This is a genomic window from Leyella lascolaii, from assembly GCF_900079775.1.
Lineage (GTDB): Bacteria > Bacteroidota > Bacteroidia > Bacteroidales > Bacteroidaceae > Prevotella > Prevotella lascolaii.
In genome coordinates this window covers 370,734-385,290 of record NZ_LT556035.1, presented here as the reverse complement: position 1 = coordinate 385,290, position 14,557 = coordinate 370,734, and the positions used below count along the sequence as shown (strand labels likewise).

Sequence of the window (14,557 nt, the reverse complement as noted above, 5' to 3'; positions counted from 1 at the left end):
CACCTTTTAATACCTCCTCGTAGCATGTAGAAAACTACAGGANATATCCATAGAGTCCGTTATGGTGTCACCTTTATCAACACTGCCGCGCTTTTCCGTTGCTCCGCAGGCAAATAGCAGATTTTCGGTTACGGAAGTTTTTCCTGCATCAATGTGAGCAAGAATTCCTAAATTTATAATGTTCATTTGATTAAGCAATAATATACTACAATAGATGCATTGCCGAAACGCACCTTTTAATACCTCCTCGTAGCATGTAGAAAACTACAGGATTCTTAACTCGTATTAATATGTATATTATTACTGCCGCATAATTGAACGCAAATTTACGAAAAAAAAGTTCCCTGACAAAAGCACAAAGAACTTTTTTAATCTATACGTATTTTTATTTGGTATTATTAATTTGTTATTTGATGATGAGGGCTATTCATATAAATGTAGGTTAAATTTTTCTGACCATTTCAAACTGTTGTCCTTTTGGGGTAAGTCCTAATGATGACAAGAAACCAGTGACTGATTCACAATCGCAATCAACATTAGTAAATTTGAGTACATCGCTTTGAAAATGACTGACAGCACTTTTAAGCAAAGACTTGCCTATTCCTTTACGCCGGTAATCTTTTGCAACTGCGAGGGATGAAATATCGCCAGATGCCGGTTCAAAGATAACAAATCCGACAAGTTCTTCTCTTTCATAAGCTCCCAATATGTCCAAATTGTCGATTCCGCGTTCCAGTGAAGCCCTGTCATTTTGCCATGAAGGATGAAAATCGAACCAGGCCGTTTGGTTAAGGCAGTTTTTTAAATCCGATGGGAGTATGCGACATGCGGTATGGTTTACTTGCAATACAGGAACAATATCGCTCAGTTTGGCAGAGTAGTAGTTGAAATTTCTCTGTGTTTCAAAGCCTAATTTGCGATATATTTTTATTGCTTTGTGATTGTGTTGCAAAACTTCCAGTACATATTGCCGAACTCCTTGTTGACATATCAATTCGAGGCTGAAAGTGAATATTTTTTGGGTTAGGTGTAATCCCCGGAATGAAGGTACGGTTCCCGTCCCTGTGTCATAGGCAGTCAAGATGTTGTTGTACATGCCTGTTCCGTTAAGCACAAAAGAAATCAGCCGTCCTTCGAAAAATACTCCGAAAGATAGTTGTGGATTGTATCCTCGTCGGTCGAGCATGCGTCGCAATTCATCCGCATTCAAAGAGAAATCATAATCTTTGAATGCAGATGAGAATGCCGCATACAAATCTTTGAAAGAAACGGACTCTAAAGAATGAATGATGATTCCCATATCGGACGGTGTTATGTGTTTGGATTTTCATCACTATTCTCTACGGGTAAACCGTGCTGTTTGAGAAAGCTGAGCTTATCCCAATAACCTCTTTGGAAAACTATTTTATCGTTTTGCACATGAAAGAATCCGCATCCTCGCAACCCGAGCGGATCTTTCCATTCCATGATAGCCCATTCTCCATCCTCGAATATATGCTCAACAATACAAACCATTTTTGAGGTTGCAAATTCATTTACAAACATTTCATGGATAGCTGTTTTTCCTATAACTGGGGTGTTTGCGACTTGATGGTTTATGGCATCCTGAGCGTATAAGTTTGCCAAAGCGACTGCATCGGCGGCGTTGAAGCAGTCAATCCATTTTTGTAGTATCTCTTTTGGCGTCATATTTTTCGTATCTTTTATTCTTTAATATTTAATTGTTGCTTTTTCCTCTATAAGTTAGAATTAGACATTTTTTCTAATTCCTTTTGGAAGGATCATCAAAAACAAAATTAGTATTTTTTTCTGTTTTACTGATGATTCTGTAGAAATATTCTCGTTCATATTATTGTGTCATAAGGAATGTGTCAAATAAAGCGGTTTCCACATTACAGCTTTATGGTAAAATGAGTTTAACCAACTACATAACGCAATCTGTTGTCGGTGCTGTTATCTATTTCCCATTCGTATTCTATTTAGCCCCTTATTGTGGGTATGCAGCAAGTTATCTTATCGAATTCATTCTCTTTGGGAGTCAAATATGGTTGTGCAAATGGTGGCTGACAAAACATAAACAAGGTTAGTTGGAATGTTTTTGGTATAATGTTTATAAACATAAATCAAGAAAGAGCAAATAAATTTAATAGAGGCTGCCCAAAAAGAAAGAAAGTCTTGCAATCACTCTCCTACAGATACTTGCAGAGGGGATATGATTTACTTTTAGACCTTTTGGATAGCCCCTATTAATATTTTATATAAAATTCCTAATTTTAAATTTTTATCCCTTTCGATCGGTTTTTATTCTTTAACTGAAAACCCGGTCGTCCGATGATGACATGGTCGCCAATGATGTTGCCCGTTGGATTTCGCTCATTCACCGGGCTGCGTATCTGCGGTGCATCATCAGTTTGTTGTGGCGATATGCTCCGTACACCTTCCGAAACAGGCTTGACCTCCTGTCCATCCTTTTCTTTTTCGTCGGCTTCCTGCGTAGGCGGCGCAAGTTCCAGCTGTATCTTTCGGTCAAGTGCGGCAAGTTCGGACTTAAGCTGTTTCAGTTCGTCCTCCTTTTTCCATACCTTGCCCGCTATCTCCTGCAACTGCGGAACTTCCTTTTCCAGCACCTCGTTCTTTCCCTTGTACTGGTCGATTATGGACGGAATCCGCTCCAATGCGTTCAGGAAATTACGTGCGGCGGCTACCGAATCAGCCATCGCCAGATGCCCGTTGTTGTAGGTGTACTTGTAGTTTCCCTCCACCACGAAGCGGTTATCGGTAAACTCCAGCCCCTCTTTGAGTATCCTCTCGCTTACCACCTTTATCGGAAAGCCGTAAAGTTCCCCGACAGGCTTGTACAGCCCGCCCGTAGTGGCGTTCTTGGCTATCTCCTGCAAACGCTTTCCGATAACCTTTTCATCGGTAGAATCCACGCCGTCCACCTTGACCGCATTCAGGCGGTTGCCCTCCTTGTCCGTCTGCACAACGGAAAGAAAGCGGTTCCAATCTTCCGTCATGGCTTCGATGACAGCCGTGTTGTTACGCAGTTCCCCCGTCTTGGCTTCCAGCTTGAACTCCGAATCGCGCTTGCCCTTGTTGAACGACTTGCGTTCCCCTTCAAGCGATGCGATACGCTTCTCCAGTTTCGCCTTGTCCAAAAGGTCGGTATTGCCGGAGAGCAACGCCATGTACTCCGAGAAATTCATGCCCGATTTCTCGTCCATCGCCCCCTCGTCGATGGTACGCGCGCCCATCGCCCCGCTTTTAAGCTGCGAGATGAACGTCTGCTTGCAGTGCAGCAGGTTGAACTTGTAGCTGTCCAGCGACTTTTCCACCGCGTAGATGATGACATCCACATTGTTCCCGGCAAAATGCTTGGCAATCTCGTTGCCTGCCCTGACTCCCCGTCCGTCACGCTGTTGCAGGTCGGACGGTCGCCAAGGCGTATCCAAATGATGGATGGCGACACACCTTTTTTGCGCATTCACGCCCGTTCCGAGCATGGAGGTGGAACCGAACAGCACGCGCACCGTTCCGGCGTTCATGGCGTCTATCACCGCCTTGCGCGCCTTGTCGGTCTTGCACTCCTGAATGAAGCGCACCTCGCTTGCCGGTATGCCGTAGTCCTCCGTCAGCTTCCGCTTTATCTCACTGTACACGTTCCACCCGTCGCCCGGCTGGTACGTCCCCAGATCCGAGAACACGAACTGCGTGCCTTTCTGCGCGTCGTATTTATGGTAATACTCCGCAATCGTCTTGGCACAGTGGGAAGCCTTGTTGTCGGGGTGGTCTTCGTAGTTCGGGTCTATCATGCGCATATCGAGAGCCATCTTCCGTGCGTAATCGGTGGCGATCAGCATCTTTGCCTTCTCTTCCGTTTCCGACAGGGGCGGTCTACCGAGCAGCGTGGCGTCGCCCGTCTTGGCGAACTGCATCAGTTTTTGAATGAAGTCCTCCTGCTCCGGCGTGGGCGGTATATGGTGCAGTATCTCGTTCTTGTGCGGACGATCCACACCCACATCCTCTGCCGTGCGGTAGTCGGTTATCTCGTTGTAGAAGGCGGCAAGCTCCGGCACTTTGATGAAGTAGCGGAAACGCTCCTTCTGCACCACGTTGTTCGTCACGTTGAACTCGAAATCGGTCGTCTTCTTGGCGAAGATAGCCGCCCATGCGTCAAAGCACCGGATATCCTGCCGTTCCAGTTCCTTCGGGCGCAGGTACTTGAAGAGCAGGTACAGTTCCGTCAGCGAGTTGCTGATGGTCGTGCCGGATAGGAACGTCGCCCCCAAGTCCTTACCCGTGCGCTCTTGTATGGTGCGGATGGCAAAAAGCATATTCAGGGCTTTCTGGCTTCCTTCCGAGTTGCCCAAACCAGCCACACGGTCATGCCGCGTGTTGAAAGTCAAGTTCTTAAATTGATGCGATTCGTCAATAAAAATATGGTCGATGCCCATCTGCTTGAAGTCCACCACGTCGTCCGTGCGCGACTTGATGGCGTGTTCCACCTTCTCCAGCTTCGCTTCAAGGTTGTGCTTGCGCTTTTCCAGACCTTTCAGCATCGCCCTCGATACGTTCTTGCCCTGCTGCCGCAAGACTTCGAGGTTTTCCTCCACCGTGTCAAGCTCCGCTTGCAGGATGCGCTGCTGCAACTCCGGCGACTGCGGAATCTTGCCGAACTGGTCGTGCGACATGATGACGCAATCATAGTCGTTGTTCTTGATGTTGTTGAAGAAACGCACGCGGTTGGCGGTCGAAAAGTCCTTCTCCGAGGCATAGAGAATCCGCGCGTTCGGGTATGCCGCCTGATAGGTGGCGGCAATCTCCGCGACATTGGCTTTCAGCCCGATAATCATCGGTTTGTGCGCCAAGTTCAGACGCTTCATCTCATGCGCTGCAATGCACATTATCAGCGTCTTGCCTGTACCGACTTCGTGGTCGCAGATGCCACCGCCGTTCTGTTTGAGCATCCAGACGCAATCCATCTGCGACGGATAGACGCTCTTGATACCCCTGCTTGCCAGCCCTTTGAGGTTGAGGTCCGGAAAGGTCTGGTGTGAGCCGTCATATTTCGGGCGCACGAAACAGTTGAACTTGCGGTTGTACATCGTCGTCAGCCGTTCCTTGAACTGCGGCGACTGCTCTTCCAGCCATTCCGAGAACCCGTTACGGATTTCGTCAATCTTGGCGTTGGCGAGCTGTATGCCCTCGCTGTCGCGTACCTTGATGTCGTTTCCGTGTTCATCCTTTCCTATGGACTTCATCATATCCGGGCAGGTGTTATGCAGGGCGTGTTTCAACAGGTGCATGCCGTCATAGTTCCGGTAATAGCCCTTCACTAAAAACTCGTCCGTGATTTTCATGGTGCGGTAGCCGCACGCCACCGAAAATTCGTCCATGCTTGCGGAGTAGGCGATTTTCACGTCCGTGTCAAAAAGACGGCTCATGTAGGCGGCATATACGCCCGTCGGAATCCAGCGTTCCCCGAAATTGAAGTCGAGGTCTTCAAAAGCGATGCGCGGCGGCTCGGCTTCTTTCAGAGCCTCCAACGCCTGCTTCACTTCCGGCATACGCCCGTTTTCGGGGTTGTCGCCCATCCATGCCTCGATGCGTTCCGCCTTCTCTATCACGTTCCCGGCGATGAACCTGTCCTTTATCTCGTAACCGGTTACGAGCGGGTTGTAGAAGATGCGTCCTTTGAGGGCGTCAAGCAATCCCTCCTCCGTACTGTCGGTTATCTCCCGCATATAGTCGAGATTGACCGTGCCGAACTTGTTGAGCGATGCGGAGAGTGCCTCTTCGGGAGAGCTTACGTTGGCATGGCTCTCTACCGAGAAGGAAACGGGACGCTCGAAAATGTCCGCCTTGACGAACCTGCCGTCCTCCGCACGTTCCAGCGAAAGGATGTCGCGTCCTCCTGCATCCATCACCACCAGTTTCACGTTCTGCTTGGCGTTGAGGTTGCCGTAGCGCATGACAAACTCGTCATAGCAGGTGTTCAGATGCTCACGCCACTGCGGGTTTTCCTCGCGCCTGTTCGATTCATAACGGTACAGACGCTCGTATGCGTCACGGAGCGACACATACAGCAACGCCTTCTCTTTCTGATAGCCTGTCAGTCCAAGCGGCTGGAATGTCGCGCCGTAAGGCGTGATGTCTTTCAGATAACCGATGTTACGACGCCCACTGTCAGCCACTAACGAGCCTTCACGCAAGTGCATTTCCGGCGTGCGGTGGTAGGGACGCGGCGACAGGTCGGGAGCTTCCTCTTTCGGTTTTTCCGCTTCCATTTCGGGAAAAAGGGAGGTTGCAGCCGCTTCCGTTGCGGGAGCGACAGGAATGGCGGCAACTTCCGGCTGTGTTTCGGGTTGCCGTGTTTCCTGCTCCGGCGCGGCTTTCACGTCCGGGACATGCTGCCGTTTCTCCTGATGCTGTGCCGCCAGCCTGCGAAGTTCCTTGCGTCGCTCCGGCGTGAGGTCCATCATCATTTCATAGAAGCCGTTGATGGGCGGATTGGTGTCCCAATCCAAAGTAGCGTAAATATCATCCGGATCGGCTTTGGCTGCGACACTCACCGGCTTTGTTTCATGGCTGTCCCTGCTTTCCGTCGGCGGTGCGGCAGACGGCTGTGGCGGTGCGGTCGTAACCTTCGGCGTAACCTGCGCCTGCGGTTTGGGAGGCATGCGCCTTGCCGGGCTTTCCTTTTTCGCCGTCTTTTTCTTCTTGGCGGGTGCTTCCTGCTTGCGTACTTCCTCCGTCATGCCCCAGAGGTCGAGCAGGGAGAGCTGCACGCCCTCCGAATAATCGGGGCGGCGCGGCTCTATCTCCGACTTTTCTTCCTCCGGCTGCGGTGTTGCCGCTTCGGGCTTCACTGCCATTTCATGACGTGGCTGTATCTCAGGAGTGACAACCGGTGTGGAAATGGTTTCTGTCACCGTGCTTTTCCCCTGTGCCGGATGCAGGCTGTGCATTTCATACAGCTTTTTGTCCAACTTATACAGCTCAATATCCATATGTTCCCGCAAATCCTCCGCCATTTGCTCGATGCCGTCCCGGTGCATGACTTTATAGGCTGGTTTCCCGTAAGGGTCTGTGCCGCTTATCAGATCCGAGTGGGGAATCATGCCGATGCTGCCGACATACCCGTTCTGGAAACTACCTATCGGTGTCTTTTCCGTCTGCACGAACAACTCTTCATAATCGTACAGCTCCCGTTTCTTGCCGCTGTTCTTTTGCAGGATAATCAGGTCGCTACCCACTTCCGTACCCGCGTTGTCCGTGAAGAGGTTGTTCGGCAGGCGTGCGACTCCCACCAGATTGGCATTACGCATCATATACTCGCGTATGGGCGCGTTGGACGGTGCGTCCAGTACCCCTTGAGAGGTGATGAACGCCACGATGCCGCCCTCACGCACCGCGTCAAGGCTTTTCAGGAAGAAGTAGTTGTGTATTGCCTTCGGTGCGGAACGCCTTGCCGGGTCTTGGCTGCCCGTGAACTCCGGGTCGAACACAGCCACGTCGCCGAACGGGATGTTCGAGATAGCAAGGTCGAAATAGTCCGTGAATGGCTTCTCTATCTTCTCGAATCCCTGCACCCTTACCTTTTGGTCTGGATGCAGGTATCCCAATATTTTGCCCGTCATCAGGTCTTTCTCGAAAGCCATGATATCCGCGTCCGGCTTGTTTTCCAGCACGGCATCCACGAATGCGCCCACGCCCGCCGACGGCTCCAATACGCGATCGGGACGTATGCCGTGTTCATGCAGTACATCCGCGATAGTGCCGGTTATCTCCGGCGGGGTGTAGAAAGCGGTCAGCACGGACTGCTTCATGGCATCCACGTACCGCTTGTACTCCGTATCGTCCTTGCTGTTTTCACGCACCAGCCTGTGCAGCTCCACCGTAGGGGCAAACAGTTCGAGGTCCGATTTCGCCCAATGCACGGCATCCGTCAGTTCCTTTGCCGGGTTCAGTATGCACTTCAATCCGCCGAAACCGCAATACTTCCGAAGTATGGCTTGTTCCTCGGCGGTTGCCGTCCTCCGTTCCCTGTCAAGGATGAATGCCGTCCGTATCGCCTCGATGTTGTCCCGCAGCCGTTGTTTGCGGTTAAACGCCATACTCGTCGATATAAAGGACGGCGGCTCCCGTCAGCTCCGTGTAGAGCAGGTCGTATTCGGGCGACAGGGCGAAGTTGTCGTCCGAAAGGTCATAGGCGGAGAATACATTACCGACAGGCGGCAGCAGCTTTCGGATGAAGGCTTCGCGTTTCTTTTCCGGCACTTCGTTGGCAAACTCGTTTTCCACGACTTCGCGGAGGATGGCGTACTTGGAATAGCGAAGCCCCCGCAGGAGCGTGTCCATCGCCAACTCCTGCGCCCCTTCGGGCGGATAGCCTTCGAGCCGCACACGCTCATACGTTTCGGCGGCACGGTCGGCACGCTCCCGGATGAAGGCATCATCGGAAGCCTGTTCAAACCTGTTCGTGCGGAGGTAGTCCAGCAGGTACAGACCGTAATAGGAAAAGTCGGTCTGACCCTCGTTTTTCTTCTTGTTGTTCATTACTTTGGAATTTAGTGGATTGGTAATGACGTGGATAATCGTCTGGAAAGGAGAAAGAAAAGGCACTCGGTATCCCTCCGAGTGCCACCACTAAATCCAAAGTATGAGTGTAATCCGGTATCGAAGAACAATTCATTACTCTGAACCAGTGGCAAAGGTAATACTATTTCTTCCGTCCTGAAAATTTCCTGCTCGTTTTCCTTTCGGGGAACACGAAAGTCGTGTTATAGTCCCCGTCAAAGGCGACTATGGCATCAAAGCTCTTGCCCTGTTTGCTTTTGAAGCCTTTGAGCAGCTTCGTATGCCCGTCGGTGAGCAGCTCTTTGATCTCGTCGTCGGAAAGGGTGCGGTTCGCCTTCAGGCGGAACACGGGCAGCCCGCACTCCGCGTTGTCGCAGCGTACCACCTTGCCGTAGAACTGCATGCTGCCCGTCCCGCACTTGGGACACTTGCAGCCGGAATCCCTGCGGGAGAACAGTTTGTCGCACGAGAGCAGTTCGGAGGTGATTTCACGTGTGTACGCCTCTATCTCCCTGCGGAAGGTGTCAGCGGGCAGTTCCCCGCGCTCGATGCGTGCCAGATTCTTCTCCCATTCGCCCGTCATGGCTACGTCGGCGATGCGCATCGTCTTCACGACCGAGTAGAGGGCAAGCCCTTTTTCTGTCGGCACAAGCGATTTCTTGCAGCGTTCCATGTAGCCGCGTTTGAAGAGCGTTTCGATAATCGCCGCACGGGTGGCGGGCGTGCCGATGCCGCAGTCCTTCAACGCCTGACGCAATGCGTCGTCCTCTATGTCCTTGCCCGCCGTTTCCATTGCCGACAACAGTGTCGCTTCGGTATGCAGCGGTTTGGGTTTGGTCTTGCCCTCCGTGATGGAGCAGCCTTTCAGCGTCAGCGTGTCGCCTTCCCGCCAATCGGGGATGGCGGTTTCTTCCTTGTCCTCCCCGCCATAGACGGCACGCCATCCGGCTTGCCTGATGATGCTGCCTTTCACCGTGAACTCCACTCCGGCACATTCCGCCGTGACGGTGGCGGTGTCCTTGACGCATTTCTCGGAGAAAGCCTCAATCATGCGCCCGGCAACCATCTGATAAATGGTGCTGTCCTCTTTGGAGAGGAACAGCGGCTTCTCGCCAGTGACGAGCAGGGCGTGGTGGTCCGTCACCTTGCCGCCGTCCACACTGCGGCGTGTCGGCTGCGCTTTCGGCTGCACCTTGCCTTTCCATTCGGGCAAAGCCCCGATGAAGGCGAGCAGCTTGGGGATTTCAGCGAACATGTCTTCGGGTATGTAGCGGCTTCCGGTTCGCGGATAGGTGATGAGCTTCTTCTCATAGAGCTTCTGCGCGATTTCAAGCGTCTGTTCCGCCGTGAAGCCGTGCTTGGCGTTGGCTTCCTTCTGGAGCGTCGTCAGGTCGTACAGGAGCGGTGTTTCCTCCGTCTTCTCCTTGCGTTCGGCTTTCGTGACGGTGGCTGTGCCTGCCGACTTCACCTTATCATACAGTTCCGTCGCAGGCTCTTTCTCTTTCCACTTTTCGGAAGAGGAAAACTTCACTGTTCCTTCGTCGCAGCCGTCCGTTGCGATATGGAGCTGCCAAAAGGCTTCGGGTGTGAAGCGGCGGTTCTCCCAATAGCGTGCGCACACCATTGCCAATGTAGGTGTCTGCACCCGTCCGATGGAATATGTGCCGTGTCCGGCGGCGATGGAGAGTGCCTGCGTGCCGTTGATGCCCACGAGCCAGTCTGATTCGCTCCGCGCTTTGGCGGCAAGATAGAGATTGTCGTATTTGCCGCCCGCTTCGAGGTTGCGCAGCCCCTCGCGGATAGCCTTGTCGGTAAGCGAGCTTATCCAAAGGCGCACAAACGGGGTGGTGCATCCGATATAATGGTAGAGGTATCGGAAGATAAGCTCACCCTCACGCCCTGCATCGGTCGCCACGATGATTTGTTCGCTCCTGTTGAACAGGGTGGCGATAACCTTTATCTGCGCCGCCACACCGCTGTCAGGCTTGTAACCCTTCTCCGTCTTGGTCTGGCGGGGGACGAGCGTGAAGGTGTCGGGGATGACGGGCAGGTTGTCACGGACGAAGCCGCGTATGCCGTAGCCGTCGGGCATGGCAAGCTGCACGAGGTGTCCGAACGCCCATGTCACGGCGTAGCCGCCTCCCTCGAAATATCCTTCCTCTCTCTTTGTCGCGCCCACGATACGGGCGATCTCACGTGCCACAGACGGCTTTTCTGCAATGATTGTCTTCATATTCTTCTGTCGTTTTGAATTTTACAAATGGTACTTCGGATTTAGTGGCGGACACCGGATTACATCTTCATGCCCTTATTGTTTCTTTTCTGCGGCTTCTCCTGCTGCTGTTGCTGTGCGGTGTCCTTCGGGGCGGTCTGTCCCTTCCGCAACGGTTCTTTCAGGTTCTTGGTAGCCTCGTTGGTCTTGCCCTCGCTGTTCACCGCCACCTGCGTGCGGCTCTCGTTGGACGGGGCGACCTTCTGAGCGTTGTCGGGGTTGGTGTCGTAGCGGTACGGGCGTCCCTTCTCCGGATTGAACTTGATGTACATCGTGGCGTGGAAGCCTTGCTTGTCGGTCACGTTCTCTAATTTCACGGCTTTGCCAGCCACGTAGTCGGCTTTCTGCTGCTCGGTGAAGTCCACGCCGCTCCATTTGCTGATGGGTCGGATGCTGCCGTCGGCGTTAGTCCACGTGTTGCGGCGTTGCTCCTTCTGCGTGTTGGCGGCATTCTCCGTACCCTGCGCCTGTCCCTGTGCGGGGTTGTTCTTCGTTTCCTGCGTCTGGACGGCACGGGGCGACCTGCCGGTTCCCGGCACGAACTCCACGCCGCGCTGCTCCACGTTCACTTGCAGGGTGGTGACGAACTTCCTGCCGTCCTTGCGCTCGATGAGCTTGTCACGCACGGGCAGCCCGGCACGCAGCATGTCCTGCTCCTGCTTGGTGATTTCCGTCTTGCCGATGCGCTCCGGTATGCGCACCTTGTTTGCCGGGACATCCGTGATTTCGTTCGTCTTGCGGTCGATGCTGACGAACGAGGGGATGATCTCGCCCGTTCCCCTGTCCACGAGGTCCACGACCCTGCCGAGGTTGCCCGTTTCGCGCAGGTTCTTCCGGTCATCGTCGGAGAACTTGTGTTCCTTATACTCGTCGAGCTTCTGCTCCTTGCGGATGAAGTGCGGCACAAGGCTGACATTGCCCTCGCCGTCCTTCTTGAAGGAGAGGCGGGCGTCCAGTTCGAAAGCCTCTCCGCCGAAATTGGGCGACACCCTCACCAAGTCGGACTTGCCGTAGTTGAGCATCCTGTTAAGATCGCCCGACTTTTCAAGGTCGTCGCGCTTCACGCCCCATTTCTCCTCCAACTCCTGCCAGTTGATCTTGCTCTCGTCGATGGGCTGGTAGCCCCGGTTGCCCTGCGTCTGTTGCGGGCTTTCCTGATTCTGTTCGTTTTTCTGTTCCATTTCTTCCTGTTTTTTAGGTTCGTCATCTTGTTTCTGTTCCGGTTGTTCCTGCTTTTCGGCGGACTGCTCCTCCTGTACTTTCTTTTCGTAGCCGGAGGTGTCCACCTTGTGGGGCGCAAGCATCTCCTTGTTGCCGTCGGGGTCTTTCAGCAAGTCCTTGATAACCTCCAGCAGTTTGTCGGCTTGGTCCGCCGCGACACGGTAGAAACCGAAGCGGCTGGGTTCCTTGCACTGNCCTCCAGCAGTTTGTCGGCTTGGTCCGCCGCGACACGGTAGAAACCGAAGCGGCTGGGTTCCTTGCACTGGCGGAAGAAGTTCTTGAAGAAGTTGTCCAGCACGTCGCCGTGCCGGTCGAATTGCAGGAAGCTCTGCGAGTTCTCCGCTTTCGCGGGGATACGCTTGGGGGAGCCGTCGGCGTTCAGCCCGGCTACCACGCTGATTTCGCCCGTCTTCTCGTCACGGACAACCAGCACGTCCTTTTCGTCTTTTTTCTTTGCCATCTGAAAAATGTTTTAATGGTTATTTTTGAAAGAAATTATGGATACGAGCCTTGTAGAAGGCTATATCTTCCTTGCGGAAGTCCTTTACATGTTCGGAGAGGAACGTCAGCACGTCCGCCTCGCTGTAATAGGTCTTTTTGCCGAGCGTCTTGTAGGGCAATGCGCCGATGCTGCGGTAGCGTTGCAGGGTGCGCTTGCTGATCTGGAGCAGCATGCACAGGTCTTGGTTGTCGAAAAGCCTGATCCCGTCCATCGGGTTCGGGGCTTTGCCGGACGGCTGCATGGAGAGCAGCATCTCGTCCTGACGGTCGAGCCGTTCCATAACTTTCTGCATCCAGTTCTCGAAATTGTTGCGGGTAAGCAGTTCCATGTCCTACGTCCTCCTTCCTTTGGGTTTGCCGCCCGTGCGCAGCGTGTGGTTGCGTTTCATCTGTTCCGGGGTCGCGGCATCACCCGTAATGGTGCTGTCTTCGAGCAGGCGGTCGATTTCCGACTGCCGGTAGCGGCACTTGCCGCGCAGCACGACATAGGCGATGCGCTGTTCGCTGCGCATGCGCTGGAGGGTGCGGCAACTCACGTTCAGCAGGTGCGCCGCCTCGCGGGTGGTGAGCAGCCTGTCGGGGGATTCTTCCTTCCTCCCGCCGGAAACGGCACGCACGTGTGCCGCTATCTCGGCTATCTGTTCCGTCAATGCGGTGAAGGCGGAACTTTCCATCGTTATCACTTTCATATTCAGTCTTTTCTTTTGGTTTCTGCGGCAAAATTCGGCAATAAACCAAAGGGGCTTTAACAGCTCACTACGTGGCTCACGTAAGATTTTTATGGATAATGGCTCCGTAACCCGGACAGACGGCGCAACAAGCTGCCTTTTAGCGGGAAACGGTGCGTGTTCATGGCGGCTTCGTTACCTTTGCGGCAAACTCTGAAATGTTTTGCTTATGGAAATAGTATCTATCGAGAAAAAGACCTTCGAGATGATGGTGGTGTCCTTCAACGCCCTCGCGGAGAAGGTAGCCACCCTTAGGCGCAGGAGCGACGGCGGGCGGATGGAAAGGTGGCTCACGGGCGAGGAGGTCTGCGGGCAGTTGAGGATCAGCCCGCGCACGTTGCAGACCTTGCGCGACAGGCGGCTTATCGGCTACTCGCAGATTAACCGCAGGTTCTATTACAAGCCGGAGGAGGTCAAAAGGCTCATTCCGCTTGTCGGCACGCTCTATCCCGGCGGAAAATGATTTTTATTATTCACAACCCACTGAATCCGAAATGATGATGAACGAGAACAATGAAGTGTTTACGATGGAGGACGAGCCGCTTGCCACCCTTGTGCAGAACATGCGCAAAGGCTCGAAATGGCTCTCCGCCTTTCTGGAAAGTTACCGCCCGCCGTTGGACGGGGAGCGTTACCTGACGGACAGGGAGGTGGCGGAACTGCTCCGTGTCAGCCGCCGCACCTTGCAGGAGTACCGCAACAACAGGGTGTTGCCCTTTATCCTTTTGGGAGGGAAGGTGCTTTACCCTGAATCGGGGTTGCGTGAATTGTTGGAGGCGAACTATCGCAAGCCGATGGAATAAGGCGGCTGCATGAAAAAAGGAAACGGACAACTCCTTCACGGGGCTGTCCGTTTCCTTTTTCTTATTTATATGCGTTATCAGCAATACCCGGCTTTTCCGTTCTGTATGAACATCACGTATGCCTGCCGCTTTTCCTTCGAGAGTGCTTTCTCTACCAGCCACGTGCGGAACACATGCGCATGGTAGGTGTTCAGCCGGAAGGCGACGGGGATGATGATTTCAAGAGAGTAAACATCCGCGTGCAGCCCGTTTTCAAGCCGCATGTAGCGGCACACTTCGTAGTCGTTCAGCACGTCCGGCTTGCGGACGGCTCTGATGGCGGCGTTCACTGCCGGGACGCCCGTGTGGAACAGTCCGGCGATTTCTGTGGCGGTCATCCATATCTCGTTACCGTTTACGCTGATCGTGTTGTCCTCTATGATGATTATATCACGTTTCATGGCTTCTCTGTT

At 53.2% G+C, this 14,557-nt stretch carries 10 protein-coding genes and 3 pseudogenes; 3 read left to right on the top strand and 10 right to left on the bottom strand.

Features of this window, described 5'->3' with window-relative positions:
* Positions 1-45: 45 nt before the first annotated feature.
* From BN4609_RS17220 to BN4609_RS02830, 3 genes and pseudogenes are all read right to left on the bottom strand, one after another.
* Positions 46-186 (bottom strand): annotated as a pseudogene (locus BN4609_RS17220) (GTP-binding protein); the annotation flags it as partial.
* A gap of 256 nt (positions 187-442) precedes the next feature.
* Positions 443-1,300 (bottom strand): GNAT family N-acetyltransferase, encoded by an 858-nt coding sequence (locus BN4609_RS02835; RefSeq protein WP_005944281.1) that lies wholly within the window; start codon positions 1,298-1,300, stop codon positions 443-445.
* A gap of 11 nt (positions 1,301-1,311) precedes the next feature.
* The gene (locus BN4609_RS02830; RefSeq protein ID WP_005944282.1) at positions 1,312-1,689 is read right to left on the bottom strand and encodes a nuclear transport factor 2 family protein; all 378 of its coding nucleotides are present in this window, start codon (positions 1,687-1,689) and stop codon (positions 1,312-1,314) included.
* A 118-nt stretch (positions 1,690-1,807) separates the two neighbouring features.
* Here BN4609_RS02830 and BN4609_RS16880 point away from each other — a divergent pair.
* Positions 1,808-2,087: pseudogene (locus BN4609_RS16880) on the top strand (DUF418 domain-containing protein); the annotation flags it as partial.
* Between the two features lie 186 nt (positions 2,088-2,273).
* Here BN4609_RS16880 and BN4609_RS02825 read toward each other — a convergent pair.
* From BN4609_RS02825 to BN4609_RS02800, 6 genes and pseudogenes are all read right to left on the bottom strand, one after another.
* Positions 2,274-8,117, bottom strand: a complete 5,844-nt coding sequence (locus BN4609_RS02825; protein ID WP_015532455.1) for a helicase-like domain-containing protein — start codon at positions 8,115-8,117, stop codon at positions 2,274-2,276.
* Positions 8,107-8,559, bottom strand: a complete 453-nt coding sequence (locus BN4609_RS02820) for a DUF1896 domain-containing protein (protein ID WP_005944286.1) — start codon at positions 8,557-8,559, stop codon at positions 8,107-8,109. Before BN4609_RS02820 ends, BN4609_RS02825 begins: the two co-directional genes overlap by 11 nt.
* A gap of 163 nt (positions 8,560-8,722) precedes the next feature.
* On the bottom strand, positions 8,723-10,813 hold the full coding sequence (locus BN4609_RS02815) for a type IA DNA topoisomerase (RefSeq protein ID WP_005944290.1): 2,091 nt from the start codon (positions 10,811-10,813) through the stop codon (positions 8,723-8,725).
* A gap of 59 nt (positions 10,814-10,872) precedes the next feature.
* Positions 10,873-12,533 (bottom strand): annotated as a pseudogene (locus tag BN4609_RS02810) (DUF3945 domain-containing protein).
* Between the two features lie 19 nt (positions 12,534-12,552).
* Complete coding sequence (locus BN4609_RS02805) at positions 12,553-12,903, bottom strand: helix-turn-helix domain-containing protein (protein WP_009016627.1); 351 nt, start codon at positions 12,901-12,903, stop codon at positions 12,553-12,555.
* Between the two features lie 3 nt (positions 12,904-12,906).
* On the bottom strand, positions 12,907-13,263 hold the full coding sequence (locus BN4609_RS02800) for a helix-turn-helix domain-containing protein (protein ID WP_015532456.1): 357 nt from the start codon (positions 13,261-13,263) through the stop codon (positions 12,907-12,909).
* Positions 13,264-13,471: 208 nt separating this feature from the next.
* On the opposite strand from BN4609_RS02800, the gene BN4609_RS02795 reads away from it, so the two are divergent.
* Both BN4609_RS02795 and BN4609_RS02790 read left to right on the top strand, forming a co-directional pair.
* Complete coding sequence (locus BN4609_RS02795) at positions 13,472-13,765, top strand: helix-turn-helix domain-containing protein (protein WP_015532457.1); 294 nt, start codon at positions 13,472-13,474, stop codon at positions 13,763-13,765.
* A 34-nt stretch (positions 13,766-13,799) separates the two neighbouring features.
* Entirely contained in the window at positions 13,800-14,105 is a 306-nt protein-coding gene (locus BN4609_RS02790) for a helix-turn-helix domain-containing protein (RefSeq protein WP_025066921.1), read from the top strand.
* A 77-nt stretch (positions 14,106-14,182) separates the two neighbouring features.
* Here BN4609_RS02790 and BN4609_RS02785 read toward each other — a convergent pair whose 3' ends face one another.
* Positions 14,183-14,545 (bottom strand): virulence RhuM family protein, encoded by a 363-nt coding sequence (locus BN4609_RS02785; protein WP_005944300.1) that lies wholly within the window; start codon positions 14,543-14,545, stop codon positions 14,183-14,185.
* Positions 14,546-14,557 lie beyond the last annotated feature (12 nt).

Bases quoted from the DNA above. Each gene is read 5' to 3' on its own strand.
- BN4609_RS02835 (WP_005944281.1), bottom strand. From the start codon at position 1,300: ATGGGAATCATCATTCATTCTTTAGAGTCCGTTTCTTTCAAAGATTTG.
- BN4609_RS02830 (WP_005944282.1), bottom strand. From the start codon at position 1,689: ATGACGCCAAAAGAGATACTACAAAAATGGATTGACTGCTTCAACGCC.
- BN4609_RS02825 (WP_015532455.1), bottom strand. From the start codon at position 8,117: ATGGCGTTTAACCGCAAACAACGGCTGCGGGACAACATCGAGGCGATA.
- BN4609_RS02820 (WP_005944286.1), bottom strand. From the start codon at position 8,559: ATGAACAACAAGAAGAAAAACGAGGGTCAGACCGACTTTTCCTATTAC.
- BN4609_RS02815 (WP_005944290.1), bottom strand. From the start codon at position 10,813: ATGAAGACAATCATTGCAGAAAAGCCGTCTGTGGCACGTGAGATCGCC.
- BN4609_RS02805 (WP_009016627.1), bottom strand. From the start codon at position 12,903: ATGGAACTGCTTACCCGCAACAATTTCGAGAACTGGATGCAGAAAGTT.
- BN4609_RS02800 (WP_015532456.1), bottom strand. From the start codon at position 13,263: ATGAAAGTGATAACGATGGAAAGTTCCGCCTTCACCGCATTGACGGAA.
- BN4609_RS02795 (WP_015532457.1), top strand. From the start codon at position 13,472: ATGGAAATAGTATCTATCGAGAAAAAGACCTTCGAGATGATGGTGGTG.
- BN4609_RS02790 (WP_025066921.1), top strand. From the start codon at position 13,800: ATGATGAACGAGAACAATGAAGTGTTTACGATGGAGGACGAGCCGCTT.
- BN4609_RS02785 (WP_005944300.1), bottom strand. From the start codon at position 14,545: ATGAAACGTGATATAATCATCATAGAGGACAACACGATCAGCGTAAAC.